A 19,951-nucleotide genomic window follows, 5' to 3' on the forward strand; every position below is an offset into this window, starting at 1 on the left:
CGGAAGTGTCCGACAGGGAACCGCCGCGCCGTCGCGTGCCCGGCCCCGCCCGGCCCGTGCGTCCCGACGCCCGACGTCGCCCGGGCCCCGGCGCCCGCCCGGCACGCCGCCCGGCCCCGGGCCGCCGCCCCGCCCCGCGCACCATCCGGCTCGGCAGCCCCCGCCCCCGGCTGCGCCTGATCGGCCTCGCACTGACCCTGGTGATGACCGCCTTCGTCGTTCGGCTGCTCCAGGTGCAGGCCGTGGACGCCAGCGCGTACACCGCCAAGGCGGACCAGAACCGCTACGTCGGCCGTACCCTGGCCGCCGTCCGGGGCGAGATCACCGACCGCAACGGCGTCGAACTGGCGAGCAGCGTGGACGCGTACGACATCACGGCCGACCCGACGCTCTTCACGCCCAAGGCCACCAAGGTTGCGGACGCCCCCGAGCAGGCCGCCGCGCTGCTCGCGCCGATCATCGGCCAGGACACCGCCGAGGTCGCCAGGAAGCTCAGGACCCCGGACACCCAGTACGTGCTGCTCGCCCACCGCCAGACCCCTCAGGTGTGGAACCAGATCAAGGATCTGAAGAACACCCTCGCCGCCAAGGCGAGAACGGACCCGAACACGGCCAACGTCCTGGCCGGAGTCCTCGCCGAGCCCACCAACAAGCGCGTCTACCCCAACGGCGACCTCGCCGCCGGGGTACTCGGCTGGGTGAACGCCGACGGAAAAGGCGCCGGCGGCATCGAGCAGCAGCTGAACCAGGAGCTGGCCGGCAAGGACGGCAAGATCCGCTACGCCCAGTCCGGCGGCCGTCTGGTGCCGACCGCGGGCTCTGCCGAGACACCCGCCGTGGCCGGTTCCGACGTCGAACTGACCCTCGACCGGGACATCCAGTGGGCCGCCCAGAGCGCCATCGCCGACCAGGTGAAGAAGTCCGGGGCGGACCGCGGGTACGTCGTGGTGCAGGACACCCGGACCGGTCAGATCCTGGCCCTCGCCAACGTGCCCGGCTTCGACCCCAACGACCTCGCGCACGCCAACGCGGCGGCCCTCGGCAACGCCGCCCTGCAGGACGCGTACGAGCCCGGCTCCACCGCCAAGGTCATGACCATGGCGGCCGTGCTCCAGGAGAACGCCGCGACCCCGCTGACCCACGTCACCGTGCCCAACCGGCTGCACCGCGGCGACCGGCTCTTCGCGGACGACGTCGACCACAAGACCTGGTACCTGACCCTCAACGGCGTCCTCGCCAAGTCCAGCAACATCGGCACCATCCTGGCGGCCGGACAGCTGGGCAGGACGCAGCCGCAGGCCAACCAGGTCCTGTACTCCTACCTGCGCAAATTCGGCATCGGCCGCCCCACCGGGCTCGACTTCCCGGGTGAGACCGCCGGCATCCTCGCGCCGCCCGGCAAGTGGTCGACCTCCCAGCAGTACACGATTCCCTTCGGCCAGGGTGTGTCGATCAACGCCGTGCAGGCCGCGTCCGTCTACTCGACCATCGCCAACGGCGGCGTGCGCGTCGAGCCCACCCTGGTGCGCGGCACGAAGGGCCCGGACGGCCGCTTCACGCCGGCCCCACAGCCCGAGAAGACCAGGGTCGTCAGCGACAAGACGGCGAAGACGCTCGCCCAGATGCTGGAGGCCGTGGTGGACGACGGGCAGGGAACCGGCAACAAGGCGCGTATCCCCGGCTACCGGGTCGCGGGCAAGACGGGTACGGCCAACCGCGTGGATCCGGCCACCGGCAGGTACCGCGGCTACACGTCCTCCTTCGCCGGCTTCGCCCCCGCGGACAACCCGCGCGTGACCGTCTACTGCGCGATCCAGAACGCCACCAAGGGCAGCTACTTCGGCGGCGACATCTGTGGCCCCGTCTTCAAGCAGGTGATGGAGTTCGCCCTGAAGACCCTCCAGGTCCCGCCGACCGGAGCCGCCCCGGCGAACCTGCCCGTCACGTTCACGCCATGATCAGCTCCACGAAGCACTACGGGAAAGACCGACCAGGAACCAGCTCGTGACAACGAACACTCCCGATCCCGGGAACCACGCCCCGCCCTCGCCCTCGCCCACCCGTCTCCCACCACCGCCCTTGTCGGACCGCGCTTCGCACGGGCTCCCTTTTCGCCCCCCGAGGGGTGCGCCCGGTACGCTCACCGCCGTGCCACACGCTGATCAGTCCCCCACCACTCAGAAGGGCGCTTCCGTGACATATCCGGGACCGCCCAGGCCGCACCAGGTCTCCGCCACACCCCTCGCGGAGCTCGCCGGCCAGCTGGGTGTCGCCGCCCCGGAGGTCGCCGCCGAGGTCACGGGCATCACCCACGACTCGCGCGCCGTCCGCCCCGGCGACCTGTACGCCGCCCTGCCCGGCGCCCGAGCGCACGGCGCCGACTTCGTCACCCAGGCCGCCGGACTCGGTGCGGTCGCCGTGCTGACCGACCCGACGGGCGCCGAGCGGGCCGCCGCGACCGGCCTGCCGGTACTGGTGGTCGACAACCCCCGCGCACGGATGGGCGAGCTGGCGGCCACGATCTACGGCCACCCCGGCCGTGACCTGCTCCAGATCGGCATCACCGGCACCTCCGGGAAGACCACCACCGCCTACCTGGTCGAGGGCGGCCTGAAGACGGTCCGCTCCACCGGACTGATCGGCACCGTCGAGATGCGCATCGGCGAGACCCGCATCAAGTCCGAGCGCACCACCCCCGAGGCCACCGACCTGCAGGCCCTGTTCGCGGTCATGCGCGAGCGCGGGGTCGAGGCCGTCGCCATGGAGGTCTCCAGCCACGCGCTGGTTCTCGGCCGCGTCGACGGCTGCGTGTTCGACGTCGCCGTCTTCACCAACCTCAGCCCGGAACACATGGAGTTCCACTCCGACATGGAGGACTACTACCGGGCGAAGGCGCAGCTGTTCACCGAGAAACGCAGCAGGCTCGGCGTGGTCAACCTCGATGACGAGTACGGCCGCAGGCTCGCCAAGGAGGCGGGGGTCCCGGTCGTCACGTACTCCGCCGAGGGCCACCCGGATGCCGACTGGCATGCCGAGGACGTCCACATCGGGCCGCTTGACTCCACGTTCACCGTGATCGGCCCCAAGGAGCAGCGGATCGCCGCCAGGTCGCCGCTGCCGGGCCCGTTCAACGTGGCGAACACCCTCGCCGCGATCGTCGCCCTCGCCGAGGCCGGGCTCGACCCGCAGACCGCCGCCGACGGCGTCGCCGCCGTGCCGGGCGTCCCCGGGCGCTTGGAACGCGTCGACGCCGGGCAGCCCTACCTCGCGGTCGTGGACTACGCCCACAAGACAGACGCCGTCGAATCGGTGCTGCGCGCCCTGCGCAAGGTCACCGAGGGCAGGCTGCACGTCGTCATCGGCTGCGGCGGCGACCGTGACACCACCAAGCGCGCCCCGATGGGCGCCGCCGCGGCCCGGCTCGCCGACACCGCCGTACTGACCTCCGACAACCCCCGCTCCGAGGACCCCCTCGCGATCCTCGCCACCATGCTCCAGGGAGCCGCGTCCGTGCCCGCGCACGAGCGCGGCGAGGTCCAGGTCTTCGAGGACCGGGCCGCCGCCATCGAAGCCGCCGTCGCCCGCGCGCGGCCCGGGGACACCGTGCTCGTCGCGGGCAAGGGCCACGAACAGGGCCAGGACATCGCCGGAGTGGTCCGTCCCTTCGACGACCGCCAGGTGCTTCGCGAAGCTATCCAGAAGACCCAGGGATGAACTTGTGATCGCCCTCTCCCTCGCCGAGATCGCAGAAGTCGTCGGCGGGCAGACGCACGACATACCGGACCCGTCCGTCCAGGTCACCGGGCCGGTCGTCCGGGACTCCCGCGAGGTGGGGCCCGGTTGCCTCTTCGTCGCCTTCGTCGGCGAACGCGTGGACGGCCACGACTTCGCACAGGCGGCCGTCGAGGCCGGTTCCGCCGCCGTCCTGGCGTCGCGCCCCGTCGGCGTGCCCGCGATCGTCGTGGACGACGTCCAGGCCGCCCTCGGCGCCCTCGCGCGTCACGTCGTCTCACGGCTGGGGGCGACCCTCGTGGCCCTCACCGGCTCCGCCGGCAAGACCAGCACCAAGGACCTCATCGCCCAGGTGCTGCAGCGCAAGGCGCCGACCGTGTTCACACCCGGTTCGCTCAACAACGAGATCGGGCTGCCGCTGACCGCCCTCAGCGCCACCGAGGACACCAGGTTCCTCGTCCTGGAGATGGGCGCCCGCGGCATCGGCCACATCCGCTACCTCACCGAGCTGACCCCGCCGAAGGTCGGTGTCGTGCTCAACGTCGGCTCCGCCCACATCGGCGAGTTCGGCGGCCGCGAACAGATCGCGCAGGCGAAGGGCGAACTCGTCGAGAGCCTGCCCTCCTCGGACGCCGGCGGCATCGCGGTCCTCAACGCCGACGACCCGTACGTGCGTGCCATGGCCTCCCGTACGAAGGCGAAGGTGATCCTTTTCGGAGAGTCCGACGAAGCGGACGTACGCGCCGAGAACGTGAGACTCACGGACAGCGGACAGCCCGCCTTCAGGCTTCACACACCCTCCGGTGCATCCGATGTGACCATGCGCCTGTACGGTGAGCACCACGTGTCGAACGCGCTCGCCGCGGCCGCCGTCGCCCATGAGCTGGGCATGTCCGCAGACGAGATCGCCGTCGCGCTCTCCGAGGCGGGCTCCCTCTCCCGCTGGCGCATGGAGGTCACCGAGCGCCCTGACGGCGTGACCATCGTCAACGACGCCTACAACGCCAACCCGGAGTCCATGAAGGCCGCCCTGCGCGCGCTGGCCGCCATGGGCCGGGGACGGCGGACCTGGGCGGTGCTCGGCAAGATGGCCGAGCTCGGGGACGAGGCGCTCGCCGAGCACGACGCTGTCGGACGGCTCGCCGTCCGGCTCAACGTCAGCAAGCTCGTCGCGGTCGGGGGCAGGGAAGCGTCCTGGCTGCAACTGGGCGCATATAACGAGGGTTCGTGGGGTGAGGAGTCGGTGCACGTGTCCGACGCACAGGCGGCGATCGACCTGTTGCGCAGCGAGTTGCGCCCGGGAGACGTCGTACTCGTGAAGGCGTCCCGGTCGGTCGGGCTCGAGAGCGTGGCGCAGGCGCTGCTCGAGACCGGTGCCGAGGGTGAGGTTGCCGCCCGATGATGAAGCAGATCCTGTTCGCAGGAGTCATTGGCCTCTTCCTGACGCTGGTCGGCACGCCGCTGCTGATCAAGCTGCTGGCCCGCAAGGGCTACGGTCAGTACATCCGCGACGACGGACCGCGCGAGCACGCCAGCAAGCGCGGTACGCCGACCATGGGCGGCATCGCCTTCATCCTGTCGACGATCGCCGCGTACTTCCTGTCCAAGGTGATCACCGGCTACTCGCCGAACTACTCCGGGCTGCTGGTGCTCGCGCTGATGGCGGGCATGGGCCTGGTGGGCTTCCTCGACGACTACATCAAGATCGTCAAGCGCCGGTCGCTCGGTCTGCGCGCCAAGGCCAAGATGGCCGGGCAGCTGATCGTCGGCGTCGCCTTCGCGGTGCTGGCGCTGCAGTTCGCCGACAGTCACGGCAACACGCCGGCCTCCACCAAGCTCTCCTTCGTGCAGGACTTCGGCTGGACCATCGGCCCGGTGCTGTTCGTCATCTGGGCGCTGTTCATGATCCTCGCGATGTCGAACGGCGTGAACCTCACCGACGGTCTCGACGGTCTGGCCACCGGCGCGTCCGTGCTCGTGTTCGGCGCGTACACGTTCATCGGCGTCTGGCAGTTCCAGGAGTCCTGCGCCAACGCCATGACGCTGACCAACCCGTCGGCCTGCTACCAGGTGCGCGACCCCCTCGACCTCGCCATCGTCGCCTCGGCGCTGATGGGCTCCTGCCTGGGCTTCCTGTGGTGGAACACCTCACCCGCCAAGATCTTCATGGGCGACACCGGGTCGCTCGCGCTGGGCGGCGCGCTGGCCGGCCTTGCGATCTGCTCCCGCACTGAGCTGCTGCTCGCGCTGCTGGGCGGCCTGTTCGTCCTGATCACCATGTCCGTCGTGATCCAGGTGGGGTCGTTCCGCCTCACCGGCAAGCGGGTCTTCCGGATGGCGCCGCTCCAGCACCACTTCGAGCTCAAGGGCTGGTCCGAGGTCCTGGTGGTGGTCAGGTTCTGGATCATCCAGGGTATTTGCGTGGTCGTCGGACTGGGCATCTTCTACGCAGGATGGGCAGCGGAAAAGTGACCGACTGGCAGGGCAAGCACGTCACCGTCGCCGGGCTCGGCGTCTCGGGTGTCCCGGCGGCCAAGGTGCTGCACGGGCTCGGCGCGGTCGTCACCGTCGTCAACGACGGGGACGACGAGAGGGCCCGGGCGCAGGCCGCGGAGCTGGAGGCGCTCGGGATCACCGTGCGCCTGGGGGACGGCGCAACCCTGCCCGAGGGCACCGAGCTGATCGTCACCGCGCCCGGCTGGAAGCCGGACAAGCCGCTCTTCGCCGCCGCGGAGAAGGCCGGCGTCCCGGTCTGGGGCGACGTCGAGCTGGCCTGGCAGCTGCGCGGTCCCGACGCCGCACCCTGGCTCGCGGTCACCGGCACCAACGGCAAGACCACGACCGTGCAGATGCTCGCCTCCATCCTCCGAGCGGCGGGCCTGCGCACGGCCGCCGTCGGCAACATCGGGGTCTCGTTGCTCGACGTCGTCCTCGGCGATGAGAAGTACGACGTACTGGCGGTGGAGTTGTCGAGCTATCAGCTCCACTGGGCCCCCTCGCTGCGCGCCCACTCCGCCGTCGTACTGAACCTGGCGCCCGATCACCTCGACTGGCACGGCTCGATGGAGGCCTACGCCAAGGACAAGGGCCGTGTCTACGAGGGCAATCGGGTCGCCTGCGTCTACAACGTCGCCGACAAGGCCACCGAGGACCTGGTGCGCGAGGCGGATGTCGAAGAGGGCTGCCGGGCCGTCGGCTTCACGCTGGGCACGCCCGCGCCGTCCCAACTCGGCGTCGTGGACGGCATCCTGGTGGACCGCGCCTTCGTCGAGGACCGGCAGAAGAACGCACAGGAGCTGGCCGAGGTCTCGGACGTCAACCCGCCCGCCCCGCACAACATCGCCAACGCCCTTGCGGCGGCGGCCCTCGCGCGCGCCTTCGGGGTGCCCGCCAAGGCCGTACGGGACGGCCTGCGCGCCTTCCGGCCGGACGCGCACCGCATCGCGCACGTCGCGGACGTGGACGGCGTCGCGTACGTCGACGACTCCAAGGCGACCAACACGCATGCCGCCGGGGCCTCGTTGGCTGCCTACGAGTCGATCGTGTGGATCGCGGGCGGGCTCGCCAAGGGGGCGACCTTCGACGAACTGGTCGCGGGCGCGGCCAAGCGGCTTCGGGGTGTGGTGCTCATCGGTGCGGACCGCGCGCTGATCCGCGAAGCCCTCGCGCGACACGCGCCGGAAGTGCCGGTGGTGGACCTCGAACGGACCGACACTGGGGCGATGCGGGCGGCTGTGGCCGAGGCGCGGAAGCTGGCGCATGCTGGTGACACCGTGTTGTTGGCCCCTGCTTGTGCCTCGATGGACATGTTCGCCAACTACAACAAGCGTGGGGATGCGTTCGCGGAGGCCGTTCGCGAACTCGGTGAGGGCGCGGGCGCCTGACGCCGGGTCTCGGCCACCGCCGGTGGCCTGGACCCTTGGAGGGACGCATGAGTCAGATGTGGCTGGTGATTCTTACGCGGCGGTCAGCCGGTGTCACAGCGACGATGAGGTGACCGGTGGCAGCCAGTAGCCGTACCACGCCGCGCGCGCCCAAGCGTCCCCCCACCGCCCCGCCGCCGCGCGACAACGCGCTCACCCGGCTCGTCGCGCGTGGCCGGCGGGCCTGGGACAGGCCCCTCACCGCGTACTACGTGATCCTCGGCAGCAGTCTGCTGATCACGGTGCTGGGTCTGGTGATGGTCTACTCGGCCTCCCAGATCACCGCCCTGCAGATGTCGCTGCCCGGGTCGTACTTCTTCCGCAAGCAGTTCCTGGCGGCCGCGATCGGGGCCCTGCTGATGCTCGTCGCCTCGCGGATGCCCGTGAAACTGCACCGGGCGCTGGCGTACCCCATCCTGGCCGGTGCCCTCTTCCTGCTCGTCCTGGTGCAGGTGCCGGGGGTGGGCATGGCGGTCAACGGCAACCAGAACTGGATCTCGCTGGGCGGCTCCTTCCAGATCCAGCCCAGCGAGTTCGGCAAGCTCGCGCTCGTGCTGTGGGGCGCCGACCTGATCGCGCGCAAGCAGGACAAGCGGCTGCTCACACAGTGGAAGCACATGCTGGTGCCGCTCGTTCCGATGGCGTTCGTGCTGCTCGGGCTGATCATGCTGGGCGGCGACATGGGTACGACGATCATCCTGACCGCGATCCTGTTCGGACTGCTGTGGCTGGCCGGGGCGCCCACGCGGCTGTTCGCCGGAGTGCTGGGCGTCGCCGTGGTGCTCGGCGCCCTCGCCATCCAGAGCAGCCCCCACCGCCTGAACCGCCTGGCCTGCATCGGCGCGACCGACCTGGGTCCCAACGACATCTGCTGGCAGGGCGTGCACGGCCTCTACGCCCTCGCCTCGGGCGGAATCTTCGGCTCCGGGCTCGGTGCGAGTGTGGAGAAATGGGGGCAACTCCCCGAGGCGCACACGGACTTCATCTTCGCCGTCACCGGTGAGGAACTCGGCCTCGCGGGCACGCTGTCGGTACTGGCCCTCTTCGCGGCTCTAGGCTATGCGGGTATCCGCGTGGCCGGACGCACGGAGGATCCCTTCGTGAGGTATGCCGCGGGAGGCGTGACCACCTGGATCATGGCCCAGGCCGTGATCAACATGGGTGCGGTGCTCGGCCTGCTGCCGATCGCCGGCGTCCCGCTCCCGCTGTTCTCCTACGGTGGATCCGCCCTGCTGCCGACCATGTTCGCCATCGGGCTGCTGATCGCCTTCGCGCGCGACGAGCCCGCTGCGCGGGCGGCGCTTGCGATGCGGCAACCCCGCTTTGGTAGAAAGCGGGCGGGAGACCCAGCGCCTGTCAAAGGGCCGACCGGAGCTCCTCGGAGATGGAACACGATGCGACGGCGTGCCTCGGCGGCGCGTTCGTCCGGAGAGCGGTGAATTTCGGTGCATGTCGTACTCGCCGGTGGGGGGACCGCCGGCCACATCGAGCCCGCGCTCGCCCTCGCGGACGCCCTGCGCAGGCAGGATCCGACCGTGGGGATCACGGCCCTGGGCACGGAGCGCGGGCTGGAGACCAGGCTCGTCCCCGAGCGGGGCTATGAACTCGCGCTGATCCCCGCCGTACCCCTGCCGCGCAAGCCGACCCCCGAGCTGATCACGGTCCCCGGGCGGCTGCGGGGCACGATCAAGGCGGCCGAGCAGATCCTCGAGCGCACCAAGGCGGACGCCGTCGTCGGCTTCGGCGGCTATGTCGCACTGCCCGGCTACCTGGCCGCCAAGCGCCTCGGCGTGCCGATCGTCATCCACGAGGCCAACGCACGCCCCGGCCTCGCCAACAAGATCGGCTCGCGGTACGCCGCCCAGGTCGCCGTCTCCACCCCGGACAGCAAGCTGCGCGGTGCCCGCTACATCGGCATCCCGCTGCGCCGCTCCATCGCCACCCTGGACCGCGCCGCCGTGCGGCCGCAGGCCCGCGCCGCGTTCGGTCTGGACCCGAACCTGCCGACGCTGCTGGTCTCCGGCGGCTCCCAGGGCGCCCGCCGGCTCAACGAGGTCGTCCAGCAGGTCGCCCCTTACCTCCAGCAGTCCGGCATCCAGATCCTGCACGCGGTCGGCCCGAAGAACGAACTGCCGCAGGTGCACCAGATGCCGGGGATGCCGCCCTACATCCCGGTAAGTTATCTGGACCGGATGGACCTCGCGTACGCGGCGGCCGACATGATGCTCTGCCGCGCGGGCGCGATGACCGTCGCCGAACTCTCCGCCGTCGGGCTTCCGGCCGCGTACGTTCCGCTGCCCATCGGCAACGGCGAACAGCGGCTGAACGCCCAGCCGGTGGTCAAGGCCGGCGGCGGACTGCTGGTCGACGACGCGGAGCTCACCCCCGAGTGGGTCCAGCAGAACGTCCTGCCGGTGCTCGCCGACCCGCACCGGCTGTACCAGATGTCCCGCGCCGCCAGCGAGTTCGGCCGCCGTGACGCCGACGAGCTGCTGGTCGGCATGGTGTACGAGGCGATCGCCTCGCGTCACCAGTAACAGCTTGAGGGAAGGCAGGAGCCGTGGCCGGACCGACGACCGCCCAGCGCGGTGAGCGGAAGCAGGTTCGGCCCGGCCCGCCCCGCCGCGGGCGGCTGCGCACCCTTCGTATGCTCATCATCCTTTCGCTGGCGGTGGTGTTGGCGACCGGCGGCTCGCTCTGGTTGCTGTACGGCTCCCCGTGGCTGCGCGTGGAGCACGTGTCCGTCTCCGGAGCCCGGGTGCTGACCGCGAAGCAGGTGCGCGAGGCGGCCGGAGTACGGATCGGGACGCCGCTGATCTCCGTCGACACCGAGGCGCTCGAGGCGCGTCTGCGCCGGAAACTGCCCCGAATTGACACGGTTGACGCCGTCCGCTCGTGGCCGCATGGAATCGGGCTGCAAGTGACTGAACGTACTCCGGTTCTGGTCATCAAAAACGGCGGAAAGTTCATCGAAGTGGACAGGGAAGGCGTACGGTTCGCCACGGTTTCGCAGGCTCCGCACGGCATCCCGGCTCTGGAATTGACGGTGTCCAAGTCGGCCGGCTGGCGCCGATTCGGCACCGACCGGATGGTCCGCGAGGCCGCCCGCGTGGCCCAGGACGTACCGGCCGGCGTCAAGCGGGACGTCCGGACCGTCAGAGTCCGTTCCTATGACGCCATCTCGCTGCAGTTGAGCGGCGGGCGGACCGTGCTGTGGGGCAGCAGTGAGAGGGGCCGCGCGAAGGCCGCCGCGCTCACCGCGCTGATGAAAGCCGCCTCCGGTGCGCGGCACTTCGATGTCAGCGTTCCCACCGCCCCGGCGTCATCGGGAAGTTGACGCACATCCGCGCAGGCCAGCACCCTGGTTGGGCACTGCTACGGCTGATCACATAGGGTGAAAAGAAAAGCGGGAGGTTCGGCGTGTTCGTTGAACGGGCGCCACTTGTCGACTTAGTGTCCTGTTCGGAAGAGTCCAAGGAACAGACACACTGGTAACCCTAAACTTCAGGGTTAGGGTTCGGGTCGGCGTTCGGACCGTCCCATTCGGCATCTGCCGTCGAGCCGCGGGTCACCCGCGGGGCGACGGCAACGTAATTCGAGGCGAGAGGCCTTCGACGTGGCAGCACCGCAGAACTACCTCGCAGTCATCAAGGTCATCGGTGTCGGCGGCGGTGGTGTCAATGCCATCAACCGGATGATCGAGGTCGGTCTCAAGGGCGTCGAGTTCATCGCCATCAACACCGACGCGCAAGCTCTGTTGATGAGCGACGCCGACGTCAAGCTGGACGTCGGGCGGGAACTCACCCGCGGACTCGGCGCCGGGGCCAACCCGGATGTCGGCCGCAAGGCCGCCGAGGACCACCGCGAGGAGATCGAGGAGGTCCTCAAGGGGGCCGACATGGTCTTCGTGACGGCCGGTGAAGGCGGCGGCACCGGCACCGGCGGCGCGCCCGTCGTGGCCAACATCGCGCGCTCGCTCGGCGCGCTCACCATCGGCGTGGTCACGCGCCCGTTCACCTTCGAGGGACGGCGCCGCGCGAACCAGGCGGAGGACGGCATCGCGGCCCTCCGTGAAGAGGTCGACACCCTCATCGTCATCCCGAACGACCGGCTGCTGTCCATCTCGGACCGCCAGGTCTCGGTCCTCGACGCCTTCAAGTCGGCCGACCAGGTCCTGCTCTCCGGTGTCCAGGGCATCACCGACCTCATCACCACGCCCGGTCTGATCAACCTCGACTTCGCCGACGTCAAGTCCGTGATGTCCGAGGCGGGTTCCGCGCTCATGGGCATCGGCTCTGCCCGCGGCGACGACCGTGCGGTGGCCGCGGCCGAGATGGCGATCTCCTCGCCGCTCCTCGAGGCGTCCATCGACGGCGCCCGCGGTGTGCTGCTGTCCATCTCCGGCGGCTCCGACCTCGGCCTGTTCGAGATCAACGAGGCCGCCCAGCTGGTCAGCGAGGCCGCCCACCCCGAGGCCAACATCATCTTCGGTGCGGTGATCGACGACGCCCTCGGCGACGAGGTCCGGGTCACCGTGATCGCCGCCGGCTTCGACGGCGGCCAGCCCCCGGCCAAGCGGGAGAACGTCCTCGGCTCGTCCTCGCTCAAGCGCGAGGAGCCGGTCCGCCCCGCCGAGAGCCGCCCGTCCTTCGGCTCGCTCGGCAGCGTCACTCCGAAGGAGGCGCCGGAGCCCGCCCCGGAGCCGGTGGCCGACCTCCCGGTGCCCCCGCCGTCGGTGCCGCCGTCGCGGACCTACTCGGACAGCGCGGCCGAGGAGCTGGACGTCCCGGACTTCCTCAAGTGATAGGACAGCGCGACACCCTGAGCGGCGCGCACTTCGCCTTCACCGACCGGTGGGGCGGGGTGAGCGCCGCTCCGTACGAGGAGCTCAACCTCGGCGGCGCGGTCGGCGACGACCCCGAGGCCGTACGCACCAACCGGGAGCTGGCCGCGAAGTCGCTAGGCCTCGATCCGGCCCGGGTGGTGTGGATGAACCAGGTGCACGGTGCCGACGTGGCCGTGGTGGACGCCCCCTGGGGTGAAAACCCGGTACCCGAGGTGGACGCGATCGTCACCGCCGGGCGCGGTCTCGCCCTCGCGGTGCTCACCGCCGACTGCACCCCCGTCCTGCTCGCCGACCCGGTCGCCGGCATCGTGGCCGCCGCCCACGCCGGCCGGCCCGGCATGGTCGCCGGAGTCGTCCCCGCCGCCGTCGGCGCGATGATGGAACTGGGCGCCGACCCGTCCCGGATCGTCGCCCGTACGGGACCCGCGGTCTGCGGCCGGTGCTACGAGGTGCCGGAGGTGATGCGCGCCGAGGTGTCCGCCGTCGAACCGGCGGCGCACGCCGAGACGAGCTGGGGCACTCCCGCGGTCGACGTGACCGCCGGCGTGCACGCGCAGCTCGACCGGCTCGGGGTGCGCGACCGGGCGCAGTCGCCGGTGTGCACGCTGGAGTCGCACGATCACTTCTCGTACCGCCGTGACCGTACGACCGGGCGGCTCGCGGGCTATGTCTGGCTGGACTGATGGGGCATGACGGACCGTAGGGATCACATCGCCGCGAACCTCGCGAAGGTGGAGGATCGGATCGCCGCCGCGTGCGCGGCCGCCGGGCGCAAGCGCGAGGAGGTGACCCTCATCGTGGTCACCAAGACCTATCCCGCCTCCGATGTGCGGATTCTGTCGGAGCTCGGCGTGCGGCACGTCGCCGAGAACCGCGATCAGGATGCGGCACCGAAGGCGGCGGCTTGCTCGGATCTGCCGCTTTCATGGCATTTTGTCGGTCAATTGCAGACCAACAAGGTGCGATCCGTGGTCGGTTACGCGGATCTTGTGCAGTCCGTCGATCGTTCCAAGCTGGTGACGGCTCTGTCCAAGGAGGCCGTACGGGCCGGGCGCGAGGTGGGCTGTCTCATCCAGGTCGCGCTCGACGCGGGGGCGAGCGGCCGAGGGGAACGCGGAGGTGTGGCGCCCGAAGGAATCGAAGAGTTGGGCGACCTCGTCGCGAGCGCGCCGGGGCTGCGGCTGGACGGCCTGATGACGGTCGCCCCGCTCACCGGCGAGTACGCGGGGCGTCAACGGGCGGCGTTCGAGCGGCTCATGGATTTGTCGACCGACCTGCGCAGGGCCCATCCGGCTGCCACCATGGTCTCGGCAGGGATGAGTGCGGACCTCGAGGAGGCCGTTGCGGCCGGGGCGACACATGTGCGCGTCGGCACTGCGGTACTCGGAGTCCGCCCCAGGCTCGGGTAACGTCGCCAAGAAGTCGGACCACAGCAGAAAATATGGTCATTACCGCTGATAGGCGGGCGTAACGACCTCGTGGATCGCGGGCACTTGGCAGTCGTCAGCCGATCCACCACAGAGCGGAGGACTCAGAGCATGGCCGGCGCGATGCGCAAGATGGCGGTCTACCTCGGCCTCGTGGAGGACGATGGGTACGACGGCCGGGGTTTCGACCCCGATGACGACTTCGAGCCCGAACTCGATCCGGAGCCGGAGCGGGACCGCAGGCGGCACGAACCGACTCACCAGGCGCACCAGGCACTTCAGCCCCAACGGGACGAATCGGTACGCGTGGTGCAGCCGCCGGCGCCACGCGAGCCAGTGTCCCCTTCCGCTTCGCTACCCGCGGAATCCGGGCGTCCGGCCCGCATCGCGCCCGTGGCATCCATCACACAAGAACGCCAGAGTCTGGAGAAGAACGCACCGGTGATCATGCCCAAGGTCGTGTCCGAACGAGAGCCGTACCGGATCACCACGCTTCACCCCCGGACCTACAACGAGGCCCGTACCATCGGGGAACACTTCCGTGAGGGCACTCCTGTGATCATGAATCTGACTGAGATGGATGACACAGATGCGAAGCGACTTGTCGACTTTGCGGCCGGTTTGGTGTTTGGTCTTCACGGCAGCATCGAGCGGGTGACGCAGAAGGTGTTCCTGTTGTCGCCTGCTAACGTCGATGTCACGGCGGAGGACAAGGCCCGCATCGCAGAGGGCGGGTTCTTCAACCAGAGCTGAGACGCAGACCGGAAAGACGGCACGGGAGCAGGGGAGAGGGAAGCGCGGACCATGGGCGTGTTCCTACAGGTTGTCTACATCGCGCTGATGTGCTTCCTCGTCGTGCTGATTTTCCGGTTGGTCATGGACTACGTCTTCCAGTTCGCCCGCTCATGGCAACCCGGCAAGGCGATGGTGGTCGTTCTGGAGGCCACCTACACTGTCACCGATCCACCGCTGAAGCTTCTGCGGCGGTTCATCCCGCCGCTGCGCCTCGGGGGCGTGGCGCTCGACCTGTCCTTCTTCGTACTGATGATCATCGTCTACATCCTGATCTCGATCGTGGGCAGCTTCGCGAGGTGAATGTGGACGATACGGTCTTGCCGACTGCCGATGACTACGTTGAGGTGAAGACATGCCGCTGACCCCCGAGGACGTTCGGAACAAGCAGTTCACGACCGTCCGCCTCCGAGAAGGCTATGACGAGGACGAGGTCGATGCCTTCCTCGACGAGGTCGAAGCCGAACTGACCCGCCTGCTCCGCGAGAACGAGGACCTGCGCGCCAAACTGGCCGCCGCCACTCGTGCCGCCGCGCAGAACCAGCAGAACATGCGCAAGCCCCCGGAGGGCCAGGACCCGCAGCATCAGCAGCAGGGCATGCGCGGTCCCGGGGCTCCCGTTCCCGCTGGGATATCGGGCCCGCCGCAGCAGCAGATGGGCGGCCCCATGGGTGGCCCGCCCCAGCTGCCGAGCGGTGCCCCGCAGCTGCCGGCCGGCCCCGGCGGCGGTCAGGGTGGTCCCCAGGGACCGGGTCCGATGGGCCAGGGTCCGATGGGTCAGGGGCCGATGGGTGGCCAGCCCCCGATGCAGCAGCAGATGGGTGGCCCCATGGGTGGTCCGATGGGCGGCCCCATGGGTGGTCCGGGCATGCCCGGCCAGGGTCCCGGCGGCGACAGCGCCGCGCGTGTTCTCTCGCTGGCCCAGCAGACCGCCGACCAGGCGATCGCCGAGGCCCGCGCCGAGGCCAACAAGATCGTCGGTGAGGCCCGCAGCCGCGCCGAGGGTCTGGAGCGGGACGCCCGTGCCAAGGCCGACGCCCTGGAGCGGGACGCGCAGGAGAAGCACCGCGTCGCGATGGGCTCCCTGGAGTCCGCCCGCGCCACGCTGGAGCGCAAGGTCGAGGACCTGCGCGGCTTCGAGCGCGAGTACCGCACCCGCCTGAAGTCGTACCTGGAGTCGCAGCTGCGTCAGCTGGAGACCCAGGCGGACGACTCGCTGGCTCCGCCGCGCACCCCGGCCACGGCTTCCCTGCCGTCGCCGTCGGCGCCGTCTATGGCCCCGGCGGGCGCAAGCGCCCCGTCGTACGGCGGCAACCAGACGATGGGCGGTGCTCCGGCCCCGTCCGCTCCGTCCTACGGCGGCCAGCAGCAGATGTCCCCGGCGATGACCCAGCCGATGGCACCGGTACGTCCGCAGGGCCCGTCGCCGATGGGCCAGGCGCCCTCGCCGATGCGCGGGTTCCTCATCGACGAGGACGACAACTGAGGGTCGTGAAGACGCCGTAGGCGTCGGCAGCGTTCAGGGCGGGGCCCCGGATCTCGATCCGGGGCCCCGCCCTTTCGTGTGGCATCTCTTTCGTGCGAAGTCCTTGGCGCCCGTGTTCGGACCGGGGAGCGGCTGTGCGTACGGACGCAACGCCGAAGGCCCGGGCCCGCCAAGATTCTTGGCGGGCCCGGGCCTTGGGGTGTGCCTTACGCCTTGCGCAGGCGGAAGGTCAGGGACAAGCCCTCGTCGGTGAACGGCTCACCGTAGGTCTCGTCCGCCTCGCCCTGGGCGAAGTCCGTGGCGAGGACCTCCTCGGCGATCAGACCGGAGTGCTCGGTCAGGGCCGCGATGACCGCCGGGTCCGTCGCGGTCCAGCGCAGCGCGATGCGGTCGGCGACGTCCAGGCCGCTGTTCTTGCGGGCCTCCTGGATCAGCCGGATCGCGTCACGGGCGAGGCCCGCCTGCCGCAGCTCCTCGGTGATCTCCAGGTCGAGGGCGACCGTGGCACCCGAGTCGGACGCCACCGACCAGCCCTCGCGCGGGGTCTCCGTGATGATCACCTCGTCCGGGGCGAGGGTGACGGTCTCGCCGTCGACCTCCACCGACGCCGTGCCCTCGCGCAGCGCCAGGGACAGCGCCGCCGCATCGGCGTTCGCGATGGCCTTGGCCACGTCCTGGACGCGCTTGCCGAACCGCTTGCCCAGCGCCCGGAAGTTCGCCTTCGCCGTGGTGTCGACCAGCGAGCCGCCGACCTCGGAGAGGGATGCCAGGGACGAGACGTTCAGCTCCTCCGTGATCTGCGTGTGCAGCTCCTTGTCCAGGGACTCGAAGCCGGCTGCCGCGACGAGCGCACGGGACAGCGGCTGGCGCGTCTTGACGCCCGACTCCGCACGCGTGGCACGGCCGAGCTCCACGAGACGGCGCACGAGCACCATCTGCTGCGACAGTTCCGGGTCGATCGCCGACAGGTCCGCCTCCGGCCAGGACGCCAGGTGCACCGACTCCGGGGCGCCGGGGGTCACCGGCACGATCAGGTCCTGCCACACCCGCTCGGTGATGAACGGGGTGATCGGCGCCATCAGCCTCGTCACCGTCTCCAGGACCTCGTGCAACGTGCGCAACGCGGACTTGTCGCCCTGCCAGAAGCGGCGGCGGGAGCGGCGGACGTACCAGTTGGAGAGGTCGTCGACGAACGCGGACAGCAGCTTGCCGGCGCGCTGGGTGTCGTACGCATCGAGCGCCTGCGTCACCTGGTCGGTGAGCGCGTGGAGTTCCGACAGCAGCCAGCGGTCCAGAACCGGGCGGTCGGCCGGGGCCGGGTCGGCCTCGCTCGGCGCCCAGTTCGAGGTGCGGGCGTACAGGGCCTGGAAGGCGACCGTGTTCCAGTAGGTGAGGAGCGTCTTGCGGACGACCTCCTGGATCGTGCCGTGGCCCACGCGGCGCGCCGCCCACGGGGAGCCGCCGGCCGCCATGAACCAGCGCACCGCGTCCGCGCCGTGCTGGTCCATGAGCGGGATGGGCTGCAGGGTGTTGCCCAGGTGCTTGGACATCTTGCGGCCGTCCTCCGCGAGGATGTGGCCCAGGCAGACGACGTTCTCGTACGACGACTTGTCGAACACCAGGGTGCCGACCGCCATCAGCGTGTAGAACCAGCCGCGGGTCTGGTCGATGGCCTCGGAGATGAACTGCGCCGGGTAGCGGGACTCGAACAGCTCCTTGTTCTTGTACGGGTAGCCCCACTGCGCGAACGGCATCGAGCCCGAGTCGTACCAGGCGTCGATGACCTCGGGTACGCGCATGGCCGTCTTCCCGCAGCCGTCCTGCGGACAGGCGAAGGTGACCTCGTCGATGAACGGGCGGTGCGGGTCCAGCTCCGACTGGTCGGTTCCCGTCAGCCCGGTCAGCTCCGCGCGCGAACCGACGCAGGTGAGGTGACCGTCCTCGCAGCGCCAGATCGGCAGCGGGGTGCCCCAGTAGCGGTTGCGGGACAGCGCCCAGTCGATGTTGTTGTTCAGCCAGTCGCCGTACCGGCCGTTCTTGACGGTCTCCGGGAACCAGTTGGTCTTCTCGTTCTCCTCGAGGAGGCGGTCCTTGATCGCCGTGGTGCGGATGTACCAGGACGGCTGGGCGTAGTAGAGGAGCGCGGTGTGGCAGCGCCAGCAGTGCGGGTAGCTGTGCTCGTACGGGATGTGCTTGAAGAGGAGGCCGCGCTGCTGCAGGTCCTCGGTGAGCCGTTCGTCCGCCTTCTTGAAGAAGACACCGCCGACCAGCGGGACGTCCTCCTCGAAGGTGCCGTCGGGGCGCACCGGGTTGACCACGGGCAGGCCGTACGCGCGGCACACCTTGAGGTCGTCCTCACCGAAGGCGGGGGACTGGTGGACCAGACCCGTACCGTCCTCCGTCGTGACGTACTCGGCGTTCACCACGTAGTGGGCCGGGGCGGGGAACTCCACCAGCTCGAAGGGACGTTGATACGTCCAGCGCTCCATCTCGGCGCCGGTGAAGGTCTGGCCCGTTGTCTCCCAGCCCTCGCCGAGGGCCTTGCCGACGAGCGGCTCGGCGACGACGAGCTTCTCCGCGCCGTTCGTCGCGACGACGTAGGTGACCTCGGGGTGGGCGGCGACCGCGGTGTTGGAGACCAGCGTCCAGGGGGTCGTCGTCCACACCAGGAGAGCGGCCTCGCCGGCCAGCGGACCGGAGGTGAGCGGGAAGCGGACGTAGACCGACGGGTCCACGACCGTCTCGTAGCCCTGCGCCAGCTCGTGGTCCGACAGGCCCGTGCCGCAGCGGGGGCACCAGGGGGCGACGCGGTGGTCCTGGACCAGGAGCCCCTTGTCGAAGATCTGCTTGAGCGACCACCAGACGGATTCGATGTAGGCCGGGTCCATCGTGCGGTAGGCACCGTCGAGGTCCGTCCAGTAACCCATGCGGGTCGTCAGCTCGGCGAAGGCGTCGGTGTGGCGGGTCACGGACTCGCGGCACTTGGCGTTGAACTCGGCGATGCCGTACGCCTCGATGTCCTTCTTGCCGCTGAAGCCGAGCTCCTTCTCGACCTCCAGCTCCACCGGGAGGCCGTGGCAGTCCCAGCCGGCCTTGCGGGCCACGTGGTAGCCGCGCATGGTGCGGAAGCGGGGGAAGACGTCCTTGAAGACGCGCGCCTCGATGTGGTGGGCGCCCGGCATGCCGTTGGCGGTGGGCGGGCCCTCGTAGAACACCCACTCGGGGCGGCCCTCGGACTGCTCCAGACTCTTGGCAAAGATCTTCTGCTCGCGCCAGAAGTCGAGCACCGCGTGCTCGAGCGCGGGCAGGTCGACCTGGGCGGGCACCTGGCGGTACTGCGTCATCGATCTTCCTCCGGCGGACGTGCTGCCTTCCGTCGGAGGGACGAGAGCCGGGAATTCCGAGAATTCTCCGTACGCCGTGTGCGGCGCGCTCCCGCGGTACCACCCTCCTTGGCTCCCCGGTGCGCCGTACGCGCCGGTGAGCCCCCTCATTGGGGTCGCGAAGCCGGTTCTACTGGCCCCTGGGCTCTCGCTGGGGCGTTCTTCCGGCGGCTCCGGGGTGATCTTCACGTCGCGCTCACCCCCGGGCTCACACCGTCCCCGGGTCGCTCTGGGCTGCGTACGCCGCTACTCGTCCCCATCCACGCTTTTCGCTCCGCCCAGTGTACGGCGCCGCACGGACAGCGGCCGACCGGATTTCCCGCTCCGGCGGCCGGGGGCGTGACGGGCCCGCGGGTGACCCG

General features: G+C 70.1%; 15 protein-coding genes. 14 read left to right on the forward strand and 1 reads right to left on the reverse strand.

Annotation, left to right across the window (positions count from 1 at the left end):
- Positions 1–5 precede the first annotated feature (5 nt).
- The 14 genes from C3488_RS14785 to C3488_RS14850 all read left to right on the forward strand — a co-directional run bounded on the left by C3488_RS14785 (position 6) and on the right by C3488_RS14850 (position 16,206).
- Positions 6–1,958 carry a penicillin-binding protein 2 gene (locus C3488_RS14785; RefSeq protein WP_308460669.1) on the forward strand — a complete coding sequence of 651 codons (1,953 nt, stop codon included), beginning with the start codon at positions 6–8 and terminating at the stop codon, positions 1,956–1,958.
- 235 nt (positions 1,959–2,193) lie between these two features.
- Positions 2,194–3,714 (forward strand): UDP-N-acetylmuramoyl-L-alanyl-D-glutamate--2,6-diaminopimelate ligase, encoded by a 1,521-nt coding sequence (locus tag C3488_RS14790; RefSeq protein WP_103839865.1) that lies wholly within the window; start codon positions 2,194–2,196, stop codon positions 3,712–3,714.
- A 4-nt stretch (positions 3,715–3,718) separates the two neighbouring features.
- Entirely contained in the window at positions 3,719–5,134 is a 1,416-nt protein-coding gene (murF, locus tag C3488_RS14795) for a UDP-N-acetylmuramoyl-tripeptide--D-alanyl-D-alanine ligase (RefSeq protein ID WP_103839866.1), read from the forward strand.
- Positions 5,131–6,204 carry a phospho-N-acetylmuramoyl-pentapeptide-transferase gene (gene mraY, locus C3488_RS14800; protein WP_103839867.1) on the forward strand — a complete coding sequence of 358 codons (1,074 nt, stop codon included), beginning with the start codon at positions 5,131–5,133 and terminating at the stop codon, positions 6,202–6,204. The genes murF and mraY overlap by 4 nt, the downstream gene beginning before the upstream one ends.
- Positions 6,186–7,616 (forward strand): UDP-N-acetylmuramoyl-L-alanine--D-glutamate ligase, encoded by a 1,431-nt coding sequence (murD, locus tag C3488_RS14805; RefSeq protein ID WP_103839868.1) that lies wholly within the window; start codon positions 6,186–6,188, stop codon positions 7,614–7,616. Before mraY ends, murD begins: the two co-directional genes overlap by 19 nt.
- 116 nt (positions 7,617–7,732) lie before the next feature.
- Positions 7,733–9,094, forward strand: a complete 1,362-nt coding sequence (gene ftsW / locus C3488_RS14810) for a putative lipid II flippase FtsW (RefSeq protein ID WP_103839869.1) — start codon at positions 7,733–7,735, stop codon at positions 9,092–9,094.
- A 6-nt stretch (positions 9,095–9,100) separates the two neighbouring features.
- Positions 9,101–10,192, forward strand: coding sequence for an undecaprenyldiphospho-muramoylpentapeptide beta-N-acetylglucosaminyltransferase (gene murG / locus C3488_RS14815; protein ID WP_103839870.1), 1,092 nt, complete (start codon positions 9,101–9,103; stop codon positions 10,190–10,192).
- 23 nt (positions 10,193–10,215) lie between these two features.
- Positions 10,216–10,992 (forward strand): cell division protein FtsQ/DivIB, encoded by a 777-nt coding sequence (locus C3488_RS14820; RefSeq protein ID WP_103839871.1) that lies wholly within the window; start codon positions 10,216–10,218, stop codon positions 10,990–10,992.
- Positions 10,993–11,271: 279 nt separating this feature from the next.
- Entirely contained in the window at positions 11,272–12,459 is a 1,188-nt protein-coding gene (gene ftsZ, locus C3488_RS14825; RefSeq protein WP_103839872.1) for a cell division protein FtsZ, read from the forward strand.
- Entirely contained in the window at positions 12,456–13,184 is a 729-nt protein-coding gene (gene pgeF, locus C3488_RS14830) for a peptidoglycan editing factor PgeF (protein ID WP_103839873.1), read from the forward strand. Before ftsZ ends, pgeF begins: the two co-directional genes overlap by 4 nt.
- 6 nt (positions 13,185–13,190) lie before the next feature.
- A complete protein-coding gene (locus tag C3488_RS14835) occupies positions 13,191–13,910 on the forward strand; it encodes a YggS family pyridoxal phosphate-dependent enzyme (protein WP_103839874.1) in 720 nt (239 codons plus the stop codon).
- A gap of 129 nt (positions 13,911–14,039) precedes the next feature.
- Positions 14,040–14,681 carry a cell division protein SepF gene (gene sepF, locus C3488_RS14840; RefSeq protein ID WP_103839875.1) on the forward strand — a complete coding sequence of 214 codons (642 nt, stop codon included), beginning with the start codon at positions 14,040–14,042 and terminating at the stop codon, positions 14,679–14,681.
- Between the two features lie 51 nt (positions 14,682–14,732).
- Complete coding sequence (locus C3488_RS14845) at positions 14,733–15,023, forward strand: YggT family protein (RefSeq protein ID WP_103839876.1); 291 nt, start codon at positions 14,733–14,735, stop codon at positions 15,021–15,023.
- A 52-nt stretch (positions 15,024–15,075) separates the two neighbouring features.
- Positions 15,076–16,206 carry a DivIVA domain-containing protein gene (locus C3488_RS14850; RefSeq protein WP_103839877.1) on the forward strand — a complete coding sequence of 377 codons (1,131 nt, stop codon included), beginning with the start codon at positions 15,076–15,078 and terminating at the stop codon, positions 16,204–16,206.
- Positions 16,207–16,412: 206 nt separating this feature from the next.
- Here C3488_RS14850 and ileS read toward each other — a convergent pair whose 3' ends face one another.
- Positions 16,413–19,550 carry an isoleucine--tRNA ligase gene (ileS, locus tag C3488_RS14855; protein WP_103839878.1) on the reverse strand — a complete coding sequence of 1,046 codons (3,138 nt, stop codon included), beginning with the start codon at positions 19,548–19,550 and terminating at the stop codon, positions 16,413–16,415.
- Positions 19,551–19,951: the final 401 nt, after the last annotated feature.

Source organism: Streptomyces sp. Ru72 (genome assembly GCF_002920635.1).
In the GTDB taxonomy this organism is placed as follows: domain Bacteria; phylum Actinomycetota; class Actinomycetes; order Streptomycetales; family Streptomycetaceae; genus Streptomyces.